This is a genomic window from Streptococcus humanilactis (genome assembly GCF_019448275.1).
Classification (GTDB): Bacteria; Bacillota; Bacilli; order Lactobacillales; family Streptococcaceae; genus Streptococcus; species Streptococcus humanilactis.
This window is the reverse complement of record NZ_JAHXBZ010000001.1, coordinates 43,406-59,944: the sequence shown is the minus strand read 5'-3', so window position 1 is coordinate 59,944 and position 16,539 is coordinate 43,406. Positions and strand designations below refer to the sequence as shown.

Genomic DNA, 16,539 nt, shown 5'->3' with positions numbered 1-16,539 from the left:
CTATAGAAAATACACTCTCTTCAGCGATTTTTCTCTTATTTTCTATCCAATGTCCGAAGTGCTGCTTGATAAGTTTGCTCCATCAGCATGGTAATGGTCATAGGACCAACACCTCCAGGGACTGGCGTAATATAGCTAGCAAGTGGGGCAATCGCCTCATAATCAACATCCCCACAGAGCTTACCATTTTCATCGCGGTTCATCCCAACGTCAATGACTACCGCACCTGGTTTCACAAAATCAGGAGTCACAAACTTAGCACGACCGATTGCGACCACAAGAATATCCGCTTTTGCAGCAACCTTAGCGAGATTATGGGTGCGTGAGTGAGTCAAGGTCACTGTTGCATTTTTGGCCAAAAGAAGCTGAGCCATGGGTTTACCGACAATATTGGAACGACCGATGACCACCGCATTTTTACCCTCTAAATCAATTCCATATTCATGAAACATTTCCATAATTCCTGCAGGTGTTGATGGAATCATGACTGGATGACCAGACCAAAGGCGTCCCATATTTAGCGGATGGAAACCATCCACATCCTTTTCTGGGTCAATGGCTAATAAAACCGCCTCTTCATCGATATGTTTTGGTAATGGTAACTGAACCAAAATCCCATGCCAAGCTGGATCTTGATTATATTTGGCAATCAAGTCTAATAATTCCGCTTGGGTAATGGTATCTGGAACTCGCACTACTTCGCTACGAAAACCAGCCGCAAGAGCTGACCTCTCCTTGTTGCGAACGTAGACTTGGCTGGCTGGATTGTCCCCAACCAAAATCACTACCAAACCAGGCACTAGACCTGTTTTTTCCTTTAATTTTGCAGTCTTTTCAGCCAACTGCCCCTGCAATTTGGCCGCTAAAGCTTTCCCATCAATAATCTGTGTCATATCATTTCTCTTTTCTTTCAAATATCTTCCATTATACCAAAAACTGCTAGTCCCCTCTAACACTTCTTTCCTAGGCAATCCTATAGTTTCAAACTATAAGAAAAAGCTCTGGTTGAGCTTTTCACTAATCTTGTCTTGAAATTTTAAAATAGATTATAAAACCTTACTCAAGAAGTCTTTAGTCCGTTGTTCTTGGGTTTGTTCAAAAATCTGTTCAGGTGTTCCGTCTTCAACAACCACACCGTCTGCCATAAAGATGACACGATCTGCCACCTCACGGGCAAATCCCATCTCATGTGTTACGATAACCATAGTCATTCCTGACTTGGCAAGGTCTTGCATAACAGCTAGAACTTCTCCAACCATCTCAGGGTCCAGGGCTGAAGTTGGCTCGTCAAAAAGCAAAACATCAGGTTCCATAGCTAAACCACGCGCAATAGCAATCCGCTGTTGCTGACCACCTGACAAACTCTGTGGATAAGCAGTTGCCTTATCTGGTAAACCAACTTTTCCCAAAAGTTCCTGAGCTCTCTTCTCTGCAATTGCCTTACTTTCACCTTTGGTCTTGATAGGAGACAAGGTAATATTTTCCATCACAGTCATATTAGGAAAGAGATTAAATTGTTGGAAAACCATGCCCATCTTCTCACGCATGGCAAAGAGGTCATTCTTCTTGTCCGTAATATCGACTCCCTCAAAGATAACCTTCCCCTTGGTTGCTTCTTCCAACAAATTCATAGAGCGAAGCAAGGTAGATTTCCCGCTCCCTGAAGGACCGATGATAACGACAACTTCTCCTCTTTTAATCTCGAGGTTGATGCCCTTCAATACTTCATTCTTTCCAAATGATTTATGTAAATTTTCAATTTTTATCAAGGTTTCTGTCATTATTTCTTATCTCCTTGTCCCATACGTTTTTCAAAAGTTTTCAAGGCTACGGTCAAAATAGAGGTCATAATCAAGTAATAAAAGGCTGCAAATAAAAGTGGTGTTAAGGGTAGATAGGTTGTTGTAGAAACTGTTGTAGCCCCATTCCACAACTCCATAACACCGATAGCTGATAAGAGGGAGCTGTCCTTGATAATGGTGATAAATTCGTTCCCCAATGCTGGCAAAATATTTTTGATTGCTTGTGGCAAAATCACATACCTCATAGCATTTTTAGGACGAATCCCTAGAGAATAGGCCGCTTCTAGCTGACCTTTTGGAACCGCATTGATTCCAGCACGAACAGTCTCAGAAACATAAGCACCACTGTTCATAGAGATAATCAAAATCCCTGGAATCAAACGAGAAAGGTCAACACCCAAAATTCCAACCTGAATAGTCGGGGCATTGATGTGCATAAGGGCAAAGGCAATCATAATCTGAACCATCATCGGTGTCCCACGGAAAATCCAAACGTACAAGTTGGCCAGCCAGACAAGCGGTTTAAACTTTGAACGTTGCCCAAAAGCCAAGACAACACCCAAAATGGTTCCCAAAAAGACCACACAGATAGAAATGAGAACCGTCACAACAGCCCCATAGTTAAAATAAGGTAAATACTTAGGTAAAAAAGAAAAATTCATAATCACACTGCTTTCTAAAATAGAATACTGTATGATTATAACATGTATTGAATTAAAATTCAAACTTTTTATCCGATTTATTCAAAAAAACTTTCAGCTGGTAGAATTAGCGAGAAATCTTAGTTTTTTCTAGTCAAGTTGGCCTCCTTTATGGTAAAATAGTAACGATAAGAAATGAAGGAGAATCAAAATGGAATCACATTTGGTTAGAATCATCAACCGCCTTGAAGCAATGGCAAAAGACGGCGGAAATTTAAAACGTAATTTTGAACGCGAAGGAGTTGTTGTTGCAGAAGTTGCATACAGCCACGACGAAGAAAACGGCTCAATCTTTACCCTGCGTGATGTCGAAGCTCGCGAAACTTATACGTTTGACAGCATTGACTTGATTGCAATGGAGATTTACGAACTCCTTTACTAATACAAAACAAGCTGGGATTACACCCTGCATGTCTAACCAAAATCCTTTTTGTCTCACAAATAGGATTTTTTTATAGTCCAAATTCACAAAAATTTTCATTGTAACAACTTCTCAAAGCTGCAATCTTTTTACTTGCTTTACACCCCAATCCTGTTATAATGAGAGTATAGAAATTTGACTATTTTTGACCTTTGGACAGGTCAAGCTAAAGAAAGAAATGAGGTAGATGTATGCTTTGTCAAAACTGTAAAATTAACGACTCAACAATTCATCTTTATACCAATCTCAATGGAAAGCAAAAACAGATTGACCTCTGTCAAAACTGCTACAAGATTATCAAAACAGACCCTAACAACAGCCTCTTCAAAGGTATGACAGATTTGAACAATCGTGACTTTGATCCTTTTGGTGATTTCTTCAATGACCTAAACAATTTCAGACCTTCTAACAACACTCCTCCTACTCCCCCAACCCAATCAGGTGGAGGTTACGGTGGAAACGGCGGTTATGGCTCCCTAAATCGTGGATCTGCTCAAACTCCTCCACCAAGCCAAGAAAAAGGCCTGCTGGAAGAATTTGGTATCAACGTAACTGAAATTGCCCGTCGTGGAGATATTGACCCCGTTATTGGGCGTGACGATGAGATTATCCGTGTCATCGAAATTCTCAATCGCAGAACCAAGAATAATCCTGTTCTTATCGGTGAACCAGGTGTCGGAAAAACTGCCGTTGTCGAAGGTCTAGCTCAGAAAATCGTTGATGGCGACGTTCCACATAAACTACAAGGCAAACAAGTCATCCGTCTGGATGTGGTTAGCCTGGTCCAAGGAACGGGTATTCGAGGACAATTTGAAGAACGCATGCAAAAACTCATGGAAGAAATTCGTAAACGTGAGGACATCATCCTCTTTATCGATGAAATCCATGAAATTGTCGGTGCTGGTTCTGCAGGCGATGGTAATATGGATGCTGGAAATATCCTCAAGCCAGCCCTTGCTCGTGGGGAACTGCAACTGGTTGGTGCCACTACCCTCAATGAATACCGTATCATTGAAAAGGATGCTGCCCTAGAACGTCGTATGCAACCTGTTAAGGTCGATGAACCAACAGTGGAAGAAACAATCACTATCCTCAAAGGAATTCAAAAGAAATACGAAGACTACCACCACGTTCAGTATACCGATGCTGCGATTGAAGCAGCTGCAACTCTTTCCAATCGCTACATCCAAGATCGCTTCTTGCCTGACAAGGCCATTGACCTCCTAGATGAAGCGGGTTCTAAGATGAACTTAACCTTGAATTTTGTCGATCCTAAAGTGATTGATCAACGCTTGATTGAGGCTGAAAATCTCAAATCTCAAGCTACACGAGAGGAAGATTTTGAGAAGGCTGCCTACTTCCGCGACCAGATTGCCAAGTATAAAGAAATGCAAAAGAAAAAGGTTACGGACCAGGATACTCCTATCATCAGTGAGAAAACCATTGAGCATATTATCGAGCAGAAAACAAACATCCCTGTAGGTGATTTAAAAGAGAAAGAACAATCTCAACTCATCCATCTAGCCGAAGATCTCAAGTCTCATGTTATTGGACAGGATGATGCAGTCGATAAGATTGCCAAGGCTATTCGCCGGAATCGTGTCGGTCTCGGTACGCCAAACCGTCCAATTGGAAGCTTCCTCTTCGTCGGACCAACTGGTGTCGGTAAGACAGAACTTTCCAAACAATTAGCTATCGAACTCTTTGGTTCTGCTGATAGCATGATTCGCTTTGACATGAGCGAATACATGGAAAAACACAGCGTAGCTAAGTTGGTCGGCGCCCCTCCAGGTTATGTTGGCTACGATGAGGCTGGACAATTAACTGAAAAAATCCGTCGTAATCCCTATTCTCTTATTCTCTTGGATGAAGTAGAGAAAGCCCATCCAGATGTTATGCACATGTTCCTCCAGGTCTTGGACGATGGTCGTTTGACAGATGGACAAGGACGTACCGTTAGCTTCAAGGATGCCATCATCATCATGACTTCAAATGCAGGTACAGGTAAGGCAGAAGCCAGCGTTGGATTTGGGGCTGCTCGCGAAGGACGTACCAACTCTGTTCTCGGTGAACTCGGTAACTTCTTTAGCCCAGAGTTTATGAACCGTTTTGATGGTATTATCGAATTTAAGGCTCTCAGCAAAGATAACCTCCTTCAGATTGTCGAGCTTATGCTAGCAGACGTTAACAAACGCCTTTCTAGGAACAATATTCATTTAGATGTAACTGAAAAGGTCAAGGAAAAATTAGTTGACCTCGGTTATGATCCAAAAATGGGAGCACGCCCACTTCGTCGTACTATTCAAGACTATATTGAGGACGCAATCACTGACTACTACCTTGAAAATCCAAGCGAAAAAGACCTCAAGGCAGTTATGACCAGCAAGGGCAACATTCAAATCAAATCTGCCAAAAAAGCTGAAGTTAAAACTTCTGAAACAGAAAAATAAATTCTATAAAAAAGGAGTAGAAAATGAAATGTTTCTGCTTCTTTTTTACTAAAATAACTGTAATTTCTTGACAGCTTGCCCTTTGTCCATTATGATAATAATAACGATACTAGATAATGAGGAAAATTCAATGGCAAACCCAACTTTCGGAGAAAAAAAAGCGAATACAGACTATGTTGCACGCTATGGAGTGTATGCAGTTATCCCTGACGCTGAACAAAAACAAATAGTTTTAGTTCAAGCTCCTAATGGTGCTTGGTTCTTACCAGGTGGCGAAATTGAATCAGGTGAAAATCATCAGGAAGCCCTAAAGCGTGAATTGATTGAAGAGCTTGGTTTCACAGCTGAAATTGGTACTTATTACGGACAAGCTGACGAATATTTCTACTCTCGTCACCGTGACACCTACTACTACAATCCTGCTTACCTCTATGAAGCGACTTCTTTCAAAGAAGTGAAAAAGCCACTAGAAGACTTTAATCATATTGCCTGGTTCCCTATTGACGAGGCTATTGAAAATCTCAAACGTGGTAGCCATAAATGGGCCATTCAATCTTGGAAAAAACAGCATAAGATTGACTAAATCAAGCTACTTTATTCAAAAAGTGCTATAATAGAATTAGAAAATCGGAGGAAATGTTATGAAGCTTATCAATACGACAAACTCACACTCGCAACTTGTAAAAAGCCAGCTAGAGAGTACAGATGCAACCCTTGTTGAGGTCTATTCTGCTGGAAATACAGATGTTATTTTTACCCAAGCTCCGCTTCACTATGAAATCCTCATCTCAAATAAACACCGTGCTATTCGAGAAACTGAAATCGAAGCCATCCAAGATTTTTTCTTGAAACGTAAAATTGATAAGGACTCTATTGATGAGGCCAATATCAAGACACTCTACTCAGAGAAATTAATTGGGATTTCGATTCCAATCAAATAAACTTTTGGAGAGATTAGAAAGCTATTGAACCTTATAGACCAAACATAGGTTCTGACTTGCTTTTTAAATCGTCTCCAATTTTTTATCTTGAGATCTTATCATACAAGATTTTATAGACAAATAATAAAAAAGATTTGATTCTGCTTCTCACACAATCAAATCTTTTTTATTAAAAACGAATCGTTTCACGTGTTTTCTCATATGAGGTAACAAAGCGGTTGGTTACACCAGGCTCTGCCACTTCCAATGCTTGAGAAATCTTGTCAAATGAAGCGTGATAATCAAATTCTTTTTCAAAAATATCTAAAGCTTCGTTAAATGCTTCTTGGATGCGTTCATCAAATGAGCGGTAACGGTTAGAATATTGTAAGAGTTGTTCTGTCAAGGTTGCATACTGAACAATATTATAAGTTTCCGTTTCTAAAGCTTCCATATCATTCGTTGCAATTTCAAGAATACGGTTAACTGATTCTATATTGACTAAGTTTTGCTCTAATTCAGCCATTAGATCTTCCGTATTATTACTTGCTGTAAAGAATAACTTCAAGAAAGTTTGTGGAATACCAGGTAGGTTCCGTTTTTCCATATATCTCTTGATTGTATGGAGACGATTAACATATACATTTGCCTTTTGACGTGCATTGATATCATCTTTCTCAATTCGTGCAAGACGCTCACTAACTGAAATCTGTTCATCTTCAATCTCTTTAAGATTTTCCTGTAAAGATTCAAGATTTTCTTCAAGAATTGAATATGCTTGAGTTGGTTCATCTTGATTTGAAGTTGCCTCAATAATAGCAGTCTCAAAGTTTTCTAATTCACCCTGTAAACGACGAACATGACTTGCATCCGATTCAGAAAGTAAATAACTTTTACTCAAACGCTCAATATCTTCTATCAATAAAGCATTATTTTCCTTCATGTGTTGAAGATAAGTAGGAAGTGTTGCTACTAAACCTTCTACTACTTTCTGTGCCGCAATTTCTCTTGTAAAGATATCATAAAGTGCATTAATCTCTTCTTGGATTTGAGTATTTTCATACTCTGCATTATCCAATTCTAGTTTCGCAATATTCTCATGATTTTTCTTGAGAGCTTCATAAAGCAGTTGGAAACGCGCTTCAATATCCGTTTCAACAAAATGATAATTAGCATCTAAAAGCTTACGGTAACCATCTTCTAAATCTTCCAGTTGATCAGGTAGGTCTTTAGATAATGTTGCTACAATTGCTGGTATACGATCAACAATATGCGTTAAAGCCAAGATATGATTTTCAGCATTATCCAAAATCACAGCAGCTTCTACTGGGTCACCTGACGAATTTAAAGTTACAAACTGAGAAAACTCTGATTGGATATTTTCCAATTGTTTTTCAATTTCAGATAAACCTTGGCCATATTCTTCAGAATGATCAGCAACTCGGTGTTGCAACTCTTCAAACAAGTCCAAGGTATGAAGAACACGTCCACTATTTTTAGACTCTTGTTTCTCCAAATCTGCCAAGGCATTGCGAATTGCCGCAATATCTTCTTCAATCAAGGTAATTTGACTCTCGATTTGATCAATTTGATGACTCGCTTTGAAAAAACGGAATGAGTTATTGTAGCCTTCTGCTTCGAAAAGATTATTTTCGATATCGGCAAAAGAATTAAGAGATAAATCAACCCATTTTTGATTCCATTCACGGAAAGTCACCTGACTTTGTCCAATCAAGTGCATATTTTTTACAGCTTCAACTTCATCATTTACTGGAAGATTGTACAGTTCTTCTTTTTTCTCTTCTAAAATTGCTAGTTTACTTTCATTGCGTTTCCTTACATAGATTGCGATAGCATAAGCAATGACCAATAAAACTGCAACTGCAATTATCAAATAAATTACTAGTCTAGCAGACATATTAAACTCCTTTTTTTACTTGAAACAATCGTAATGATTATATCATATTTTTTAGACCAAGGGAACTACTTCTCCCGATTTTTTAGACATCAAGTGTACTATAGACAGCATTTTCTTCGATAAACTCACGACGAGGCTCTACTCTATCCCCCATCAACATATCAAAGATTTTATCTGCTTCTGCAGCATCATCCACAGAAACTCTGGCCATCAAGCGATGTTCAGGATCCATGGTTGTTTCCCACAATTGGTGGTCATCCATTTCACCCAGACCTTTATAACGCTGAATGGTTGGTTTGGCACGTCCTTCACTGTGGCGGGCCAAGGCCTCTTGGAGTTTGATTTCTTGATCTGCTCCTGGCTGGATATATTCTTTAATCTCGCTTCCAACCTTGACACCATAGATTGGTGGTTGGGCGATATAAACATAACCAGCTTCTAGGATTGGTTTCATATAACGATAAATCAAGGTTAAAAGAAGGGTACGAATGTGGGCTCCATCGACATCGGCATCGGTCATCAAAACGAGTTTTTGGTAACGAGCTTTTGAAACATCAAATTCTGCCCCAAATCCTGTTCCCATCGCTGTGAAAAGACTACGAATTTCTTCGTTAGCTAGAATCTTATCCATACTTGCCTTTTCAACGTTCAAAATCTTACCGCGGATTGGAAGAATTGCCTGAAATTCACGGTTACGACCAGATTTGGCTGATCCACCAGCTGAGTCTCCTTCGACGATGAAGAGTTCTGTTTCAGCAGGATTGTTAGAAGAACAGTCTGCTAGTTTCCCTGGAAGGTTGGAAATTTCCAAACCAGATTTTTTACGAGTAACTTCACGCGCACGCTTGGCAGCCACACGAGCTTTGGCAGCCAAAATCCCTTTTTCCACAATACGTTTGGCAATCTGTGGATTTTCCATGAGGAAATCAGAGAAGGCATCGCTGAAGAGACGATTAGTAATCTTGACCACTTCACTATTCCCCAATTTGGTTTTGGTTTGTCCTTCAAACTGTGGATTTGGGTGTTTAACTGAGATAACTGCAGTTAGTCCTTCACGGACATCTTCTCCTGTTAGGTTGTCTTCATTGTCTTTCAGTAACTTATTCTTACGAGCATAGTCGTTGATAACACGAGTCAAGGCTGTACGGAAACCTTGTTCATGCGTTCCACCTTCATGGGTATGAATATTATTGGCGAAACTCATGACGTTTTCATGGTAACCCGTTGTATACTGCATGGCTACTTCAACTGTGATATCATCCATCTCACCATCTGTGTAGATTGGTGTATCAAAGATAACATCCTTGTTTTCGTTGATATATTCAACGTAACTAGCAATCCCACCCTCATAATGGTAATGCTTGGTTTGTTCCAAACCTTCACGCTTATCTGTGATTGAAATTTGAAGACCACGATTTAGAAAGGCCAACTCTTGAATCCGTTTATTTAATTTATCGAAGTCAAATGTTGTTGTTTCAGTGAAGATTTCTGGGTCCGGTGTGAAGTGAACTGTTGTTCCCGTTTTATCCGTATCTCCAACCACCTCAAGGTCTGCGACAACATGACCACGACGGTATTCTTGGTAATGAATCTTACCATTTTTGTGGACATGAACGTCTAATTGAGTGGAAAGGGCATTAACTACTGAAGACCCTACTCCGTGAAGACCACCTGAAACCTTGTATCCGCCACCGCCAAACTTTCCTCCAGCATGAAGGACTGTAAAGACAGTCTCAACGGCAGGTCGACCTGTTTTTTCCTGAATATCGACTGGAATACCACGTCCATCATCAACAACAGTTATCGAATCATCTGGCTCAATAAAGACTTGAATATGGCTGGCAAATCCTGCCAAGGCCTCATCGATTGAGTTATCAACGATTTCCCAGACTAGATGGTGAAGACCTTCTTTTGAGGTTGACCCGATATACATCCCTGGACGCATACGAACAGCCTCTAGGCCCTCTAAAACTTGAATTTGACTGGCATCATAATCTTGTGCCTGCAGATTTTTGATTTCTTCTGTCATCTTATTCCTTTTTCTTACATGTCTAATACTTGTCTTAAATTCACGATACTGGTAAACAAGTAGGTATCCAATCCTGCAGCTTGACCTGCTTCGATATCAATCGGCCGATCACCAATGACCAGGCCAGTGCTAATCTGATACTTTTCTCTTAAATAAATCATGGACTCAGGATTTGGCTTTCTCTTAAAACCTGAGCTAGAAGTGACTACTTCTGTAAAATAGGCTGCTATAGAAGTTTTTTCTAAAATTTCCAAGACTTGATTATTTCGGTGAGAGACCAAAAAATGACGGCCACCTTGATTTGAGATATCTTTCAATAAATCAGCAACTCCATCAAATAAAATCGGATGTTCTAGCTCTCTGGCTTCATTTTCCTTGTACTTTTCTAAAAAATTCTCTAAGTTGGGAGCGAATGTCTCAATCGCAAAATCAGTAGAAACCTTTAAAGCCTGATAGACACTGTCATGGTCTTGTGTGATGCCATACAATGCCAATGTTTCAACAAATGCAGCTGTTGAAGTTTCGTAATTATCCAGTAAAGTTCCACCTAAATCCCAGATATAATCGTGATATTTCATACCCTTCATTATAGCATTTTTTTATGAAAAAAGCGATGATTTCCCTGAGTTTTCCACATAAAAAACGAGAGTTTGACTCCCGTTTTATTGATTTTTACCAAAGACATCTCGATAGAGCATTCCTGTTCGTAGACTCTCTGCGTCTCCTCCTAGTTGGTCCACCAACTCGTAGGCAAAGGCAAGGGCTGTAGAGGGACCTCGACTGGTTGTCAAATGACCATCTACCACTACTGTTTCCTTGACATATTGACCATCAAGGATTTGCTCTTGAACGCCATCATAGCAAGTGTACTGCTTGTTTTTCAATAGCCCTGCTTGATTGAGGGCAATTGGCGCCGCACAAATAGCTGCCAGTTTCTTCCCTTCTCGTTCGAAGCTTTGCAACTCTTGAATCAAGGCTTGATTATCGCGCAAATGTGCAGAACCAGGCATTCCTCCAGGAAGGACAATCATGTCATAGTCTGATAAATCACCCTCAAAAACACGATCTGCTCTTACTTGGATTGCATGCGCCCCCGTCACTTGCTCTTCAAAACCAACCATATCACAAGTAATATTTGCACGACGCAAGACATCTACAACTGTCAAAGCTTCAATTTCTTCAAAGCCCTGAGCTAACATAACTGCTACTTTTACCATGATTTTCTCCTTATTTGATTTGTTTTAATACAACCTTTTTCCGCTTGAATCGGACTTTTCCACTCTTTTCTTCAGCTAGATTGGTTTGATAACTCATCGATAAAAGCAAGCCAACACCGATCAAATTACTGATAATAGCCGATCCTCCTTGCGAAATAAAAGGCAAGGGAATCCCAGTCAAAGGAAGCAAACCTGTCACGGCACCGATATTCTCAAAGATATGGAAGAGCAACATCATAATCAAACCTGTAGAAATATAGGTGTAGAACTGATTATTTGATTTAAGAGTAATCTTCAACATACGATAAATCAGCATGAGATAAAGGGCAATAACAAGGACAGAGCCAATAAAGCCAAAATCTTCTGCAATGACCGTGAAAATCATATCCGACTCTCTAACTGGAATAAGCAGATTAGAAGCATTAAATCCTTGACCAAACAAGCCACCACTCCCAATGGCAATCTGCCCTTGAGCCTGTTGGTAAGTGGTTGTTTGGGCAAAATCAAAAGGATTGAGCCAAGCCAAGATACGATTGATTTGGTAGGTCGGCATTCCTAATTGATGGAGAAAAGCCCGACCACCCTTACTGATAAAAATGGCTAAGAATCCAGCAACTCCTGTTACAGCAGTCACAAATACTGGAATAATAATTTTCCAAGAAACTCCTGATAGTAAGACGATTCCTGAGAAAATGGATACAAAAACCAAAGCCGTCCCCAAGTCACTTTGAAGTGCCAAAAGAACTAGGACTGGAATGGTAAAGACAATCATCCAAAAAATTAATAAAAAGTCCAAAGGTATTGTACGTTGCCATTCCTTATGTTTCTTTGTAAATTGGACAATCACACGAGCCAACATAAGGATATAGGATATCTTCATAAATTCTGACGGTTGGAATAGGGTAATTCCATTTATTGATACCCAGTTTTTGGCACCCGTTGATGCAACTAGGCTTGGATTATAAAAGACGATCGGCAAGACCATGAGTCCCAAACCTAACATATATAGAAAAGGGGTCACTTTCCAAAGAAATTCTGTATTAAAGAGCATGACCACAAAACCAATCACAAGCCCCAAGGCAATCCATGCGACCTGCTGCCCTAAAATGGGCAGAATATTGTTTGGATAATCATGACTAACAGCTATATAGATAGCCACCACGCCAATAACCAGTAGAAAAAATACTGGCAATAGCAAACTATAATCGACTCTTGAGTCGAGAGAACGTTTCATATACACTAACCTTATACTTTCATACAATACTATTTATCAAAGTTCATTTAAAAATTTATCAACAGCTTCATCAACTTCGGATCGAGAGACGGTTTTAACAGTCGCTTCTTTTGCTAGAGAAGTCACTATTTGCTTGCCGTATCGTTTTCCGACGATTCTTCTATCCAGAATGAGGGTTAAGGAACGTTGGTGTTCACGTCTCATACTTCTTCCCAAAGCCTGTTTTAAACGAATAATGGCCATTGGCAATTGATAGTCATAAAAGGCATTTTTCCCTTCTTGATTCAGTTCCTGATTGATCTTTTTCGTCAAGGGTTCTTGGGGATTTTGGAAAGGAAGTCTTGGTACAACTTGAATCACAAAAGGATGACTTGAAAAATCAACTCCCTCCCAGAAACTTGCTGCACCAAGCAAAATTTGTTGTTCTCCTTTTTCAAAGCGTTTCTTCAGTTGATGAACATCGCCATTTTTATACTGGGCTAAATGACTTACAGGGAGTAAATTTGATACTGCTAGAAGCATGTCTTTGGCAGTAAAGAGAACTAAAATCGGTTGCTGAAAATCTTGAACATCCATCAGCAAATCAGCTACCTCTTGGGCATAGACTTCTAAGGAGGTTTCTGTCACCAGGGGAAAATCTTTGACCAAGACCACTTCTTGATCCTGTGTTTTACAAGCTTCAATCTTAACAAATTTGGCTTCGGGATATCCTAACAGGTCTGCCAAAGAAACTCTTTGACTAATCTCAAGAGTGGCCGACACTCCCAAGACTTGGCATGAATCAGGCACTAAGGAAGATAGAAGAATACGGCCTGATTTCGTAGAAGAAATCTGAATTTTCTTTTGACTCGTTTCAATTGCTTCAAGCCAGTAATCACCTTCAGCCGTAAAATAGCGAACCAGTTCCTCAAAGCCTTCTACCTCTAATTCTGAAAAATACTGGTGGAGATTGGTCAGAGAATCTAAGATATTTTTCCTAGATTTACCAGACTGAAATTGTTCTGTCAAGTAGAGACACTCAAAGCGAATACTTTCTAGTATTCGTTGTTGAACCCTGTTTTCTTCTCCTACTAAAGCCTTATCAAGCAAATCGATAATAGACTGGATATCGTAGGTCTGTTGAAGCAGATTTTCTAGAGCCAACAAAACTTTTTGGACTTCATCAATAATCAATAAACGGTCACTAACAAATTCAGGATTATCTTCAAGTCTGGTTACAAGATAAGCATGATTGGTCACTAAAAGCTTGCAGGTTTGTGCCTTTTCTTGACTACGTTTCCAAAAATCTTCCGTCACAAATAAGCTCTTTGATGATAAATTCCCGTCATGACGAAGATCTGTCAGAAAATGTTGGTAACGGTAGAGTTGCCCAATTTCATCCAAATCTCCTGTCTCTGTCTCTGTCAACCAGACCAAGAGTTGCATTTTAAAGCGTCTAAATAAGCGATTTTCATCATTTTCCTGCAAGGAACGATAAAAGGTATCCAACTTCAGGTAATTTTGTGGCCCCTTTAAAGAATGAATATCTGTACGGAATACTTCCTTGAGACGTTTACCTTCTTCTTCCATTATTTGATTTTGAAGAATCTTTGTCGGAACGCTAAGGACAATCTGACGATTTTCCACTTGGGACAAAGCGGGTAAGAGATAGCCATAGGTTTTCCCAATCCCTGTCGGTGCTTGAATTAATGAGACAGGCTCATCTTTCAATAGCAAGCCAACCTCTTTAGCAAAATTTTCTTGCTCCTCCCTCACTTCAAGATTCAACAGAGAAATATTTTTAGAAAAATCTTGAGATAGTTTTCGTGACTCCATGGGATCTGCAGTTTTCTTGAAATACAGTCCTTGAACTTCGACCAAGTCTAGTGAACTCAGGATAGATTGGTTGCGATAAATTTCCTCAATAACCAAGTAGGACTCATATAAGAGAGCGTCAGCCATTTCCAGCAAGCGTTCCAAGAGACCTTTAGGAAGCTGGGCCATCTTTTCCCGTAGAAATAAGAGTAATTCCGCAGTAGCTTGGGCATCTGAAAGGGCTGTATGAGCGTGTTTTAGAGGAATTCCTAATTCCCGGCACAAAATAGGCAAGCTATATTTTTCCAGTTCAGGAAAAAAGACCTGGGCCAATTCGACCGTATCAACACGAGGATTTCTTAGTTCATAGCCTTCAAAAAATAAATTTTCCGCCAAGAGATTGGCATCAAACTGAACATTATGGGCTACAAAAATCCCATCCTCCACCAAGTCAAAGATTTTTCTAGCAACTTGCGAAAAATCAGGTGCTTGCGCCAGACGTTGGTCAGTTAGCCCTGTCAATTCTTTAATATGAGCATCCAAAGGTTCGTGTGGATTGACATCCGTCGTATAGTGATCGACGATTTTTCCATCCTCAATCACGACAATTCCCACTTGGATAATTTTAGCCTTACTACCTGTGCTAGTTGCCTCTAAATCAACCACAACATAGCGATTACCAATCGTTTTCATTATAAAAAATTATACCAAAAAAAGGGCCATTTGGCACCTGCAAACATAGGATAATTTTCAAACTCAAGAACACTACTTGTCTTAAAAATCCCATCAAATAGAGCATCCTAGCCTACTTATTTTTTGAAAATATTGGAGAATAAGAAAAATTGAGAGAAGAAATATTTGCATCTTCCTTCTCTCAACGAATCATTTACTTTATTTAACCATGTCAGGATCGTAGTCATAAAATCCTGTATCAAGGAAACGGTTTTTAGGGTGAAGTTTACGCACTTCTTCATCCAGCAAGAAGGCTTGGTCATGGCTAAAGTTGCCCTCTTGAATCAAGCTACGCGCTTGGATAAAGAGTTTTGCAATCTCAACAAAGTTCTGACCTGGAGTGTAGAGTCCTTCTAGTTTCCAGTGAGTGAAACCATGCTCCACCAATTCTGTCAATTTGGTCATCAAATCAAGGTCATTGTTTGCAAAGATGTGGGTACCATGATTATCTTCAAAAATGGAATAGTGGCTCTCTGGGTCACTTGGCTCAGCCAAGAAGAGGTCACGCTTGCGCGTCTTTTCATCATCTATGTGCGTAAAGTTATAGTAATTTTGCAAGAGCGGACGTTTGGAATGGTGAATAACACTAGCACCATACACCAAAACTTCAGCAGGAATTTCCAAAATCTCTGGCATTTTGAAAAGTTCAGCTGATGGAATTTCACGCGCCAAAACAGCCTCAGATGCACCAGCCTTTTGTCCCCAGAAGTTAATCTGGCGACTGCTAGTTACCATTGTCGAAGCATCGTAGATGGTCTTAAAGGAATAACCATCGCGATTGACCACATAAAAGACACCTGCATCCCCAATCGTAATGTAGTCTGTATGGATTTCTTCCAAGAAATCGAGGAAAGGCTTGATACGGTCCATCATGTCTTGGTGCATAAGGGCATTGACTGCAACGATCAATTCCTTACCAGCATCATGAACCAGATTAGCGATTTCACGCAATTGGTCATGACTAAAGGTTGTTGGCAGACGAAGGCCAAAATCTTTCTCACCGACATAGATACGGTCTACGCCAGCCTCGAGCAGTTGTTTAACTTGTTCAATACTTTCAGCAGTTGCTGTAATGATAATCTTTTCCATAAGAAAAATTATACCACATTTCTCCAAAATCAGCCAAAACTTATCAGAGTTTTACAAATAGGAATTATTTCGGTAACTTCTCAAAGTAACTTCCACTTGCCTGAGCAAAGTGGAAATTAGTCTAATACTCTTCAAACCACGTCAGCTTTATCTGCAACCTCAAAGCGGTGCTTTGAGCAACCTGATGCTATCTTCCTAGTTTGCTCTTTGATTTTCATTGAGTATAGAACGG

General features: G+C 39.9%; 14 protein-coding genes. 4 read left to right on the top strand and 10 right to left on the bottom strand.

Features of this window, described 5'->3' with window-relative positions; all coding sequences use genetic code 11:
• Nucleotides 1-35 precede the first annotated feature (35 nt).
• The 3 genes from KV696_RS00250 to KV696_RS00240 all read right to left on the bottom strand — a co-directional run bounded on the left by KV696_RS00250 (nt 36) and on the right by KV696_RS00240 (nt 2,464).
• Nucleotides 36-893: a bifunctional methylenetetrahydrofolate dehydrogenase/methenyltetrahydrofolate cyclohydrolase gene (locus KV696_RS00250; RefSeq protein WP_219966534.1), complete on the bottom strand. Its 858-nt coding sequence runs from the start codon at nt 891-893 to the stop codon at nt 36-38.
• A gap of 153 nt (nt 894-1,046) precedes the next feature.
• Entirely contained in the window at nt 1,047-1,781 is a 735-nt protein-coding gene (locus KV696_RS00245) for an amino acid ABC transporter ATP-binding protein (RefSeq protein ID WP_219966533.1), read from the bottom strand.
• Entirely contained in the window at nt 1,781-2,464 is a 684-nt protein-coding gene (locus KV696_RS00240; protein WP_219966532.1) for an amino acid ABC transporter permease, read from the bottom strand. The genes KV696_RS00245 and KV696_RS00240 overlap by 1 nt, the downstream gene beginning before the upstream one ends.
• 190 nt (nt 2,465-2,654) lie before the next feature.
• Here KV696_RS00240 and KV696_RS00235 point away from each other — a divergent pair, with 190 nt between their 5' ends.
• The 4 genes from KV696_RS00235 (at nt 2,655) to KV696_RS00220 (ending at nt 6,315) form a co-directional block, all read left to right on the top strand.
• Complete coding sequence (locus tag KV696_RS00235; protein ID WP_000443570.1) at nt 2,655-2,885, top strand: DUF1797 family protein; 231 nt, start codon at nt 2,655-2,657, stop codon at nt 2,883-2,885.
• Nucleotides 2,886-3,115: 230 nt separating this feature from the next.
• The gene (locus KV696_RS00230; RefSeq protein WP_219966531.1) at nt 3,116-5,374 is read left to right on the top strand and encodes an ATP-dependent Clp protease ATP-binding subunit; all 2,259 of its coding nucleotides are present in this window, start codon (nt 3,116-3,118) and stop codon (nt 5,372-5,374) included.
• A 130-nt stretch (nt 5,375-5,504) separates the two neighbouring features.
• The gene (locus KV696_RS00225) at nt 5,505-5,957 is read left to right on the top strand and encodes an NUDIX hydrolase (protein ID WP_219966530.1); all 453 of its coding nucleotides are present in this window, start codon (nt 5,505-5,507) and stop codon (nt 5,955-5,957) included.
• 58 nt (nt 5,958-6,015) lie between these two features.
• On the top strand, nt 6,016-6,315 hold the full coding sequence (locus tag KV696_RS00220; protein ID WP_219966529.1) for a DUF1827 family protein: 300 nt from the start codon (nt 6,016-6,018) through the stop codon (nt 6,313-6,315).
• A 169-nt stretch (nt 6,316-6,484) separates the two neighbouring features.
• Here the strand turns inward: KV696_RS00220 and ezrA are convergent, their stop codons facing one another.
• The 7 genes from ezrA to KV696_RS00185 form a co-directional block, all read right to left on the bottom strand.
• Entirely contained in the window at nt 6,485-8,212 is a 1,728-nt protein-coding gene (gene ezrA, locus KV696_RS00215; RefSeq protein ID WP_219966528.1) for a septation ring formation regulator EzrA, read from the bottom strand.
• An 82-nt stretch (nt 8,213-8,294) separates the two neighbouring features.
• Entirely contained in the window at nt 8,295-10,241 is a 1,947-nt protein-coding gene (gyrB, locus tag KV696_RS00210) for a DNA topoisomerase (ATP-hydrolyzing) subunit B (RefSeq protein WP_000134040.1), read from the bottom strand.
• A gap of 14 nt (nt 10,242-10,255) precedes the next feature.
• Nucleotides 10,256-10,819, bottom strand: a complete 564-nt coding sequence (locus tag KV696_RS00205; RefSeq protein WP_219966527.1) for an HAD family hydrolase — start codon at nt 10,817-10,819, stop codon at nt 10,256-10,258.
• A gap of 84 nt (nt 10,820-10,903) precedes the next feature.
• Complete coding sequence (locus KV696_RS00200) at nt 10,904-11,458, bottom strand: DJ-1 family glyoxalase III (RefSeq protein WP_219966526.1); 555 nt, start codon at nt 11,456-11,458, stop codon at nt 10,904-10,906.
• A 10-nt stretch (nt 11,459-11,468) separates the two neighbouring features.
• A complete protein-coding gene (locus KV696_RS00195) occupies nt 11,469-12,692 on the bottom strand; it encodes an FtsW/RodA/SpoVE family cell cycle protein (protein WP_219966525.1) in 1,224 nt (407 codons plus the stop codon).
• Nucleotides 12,693-12,728: 36 nt separating this feature from the next.
• Nucleotides 12,729-15,179 carry a bifunctional DnaQ family exonuclease/ATP-dependent helicase gene (locus KV696_RS00190; RefSeq protein WP_219966524.1) on the bottom strand — a complete coding sequence of 817 codons (2,451 nt, stop codon included), beginning with the start codon at nt 15,177-15,179 and terminating at the stop codon, nt 12,729-12,731.
• A gap of 198 nt (nt 15,180-15,377) precedes the next feature.
• Nucleotides 15,378-16,307: a peptidase U32 family protein gene (locus KV696_RS00185; protein ID WP_060805587.1), complete on the bottom strand. Its 930-nt coding sequence runs from the start codon at nt 16,305-16,307 to the stop codon at nt 15,378-15,380.
• Nucleotides 16,308-16,539: the final 232 nt, after the last annotated feature.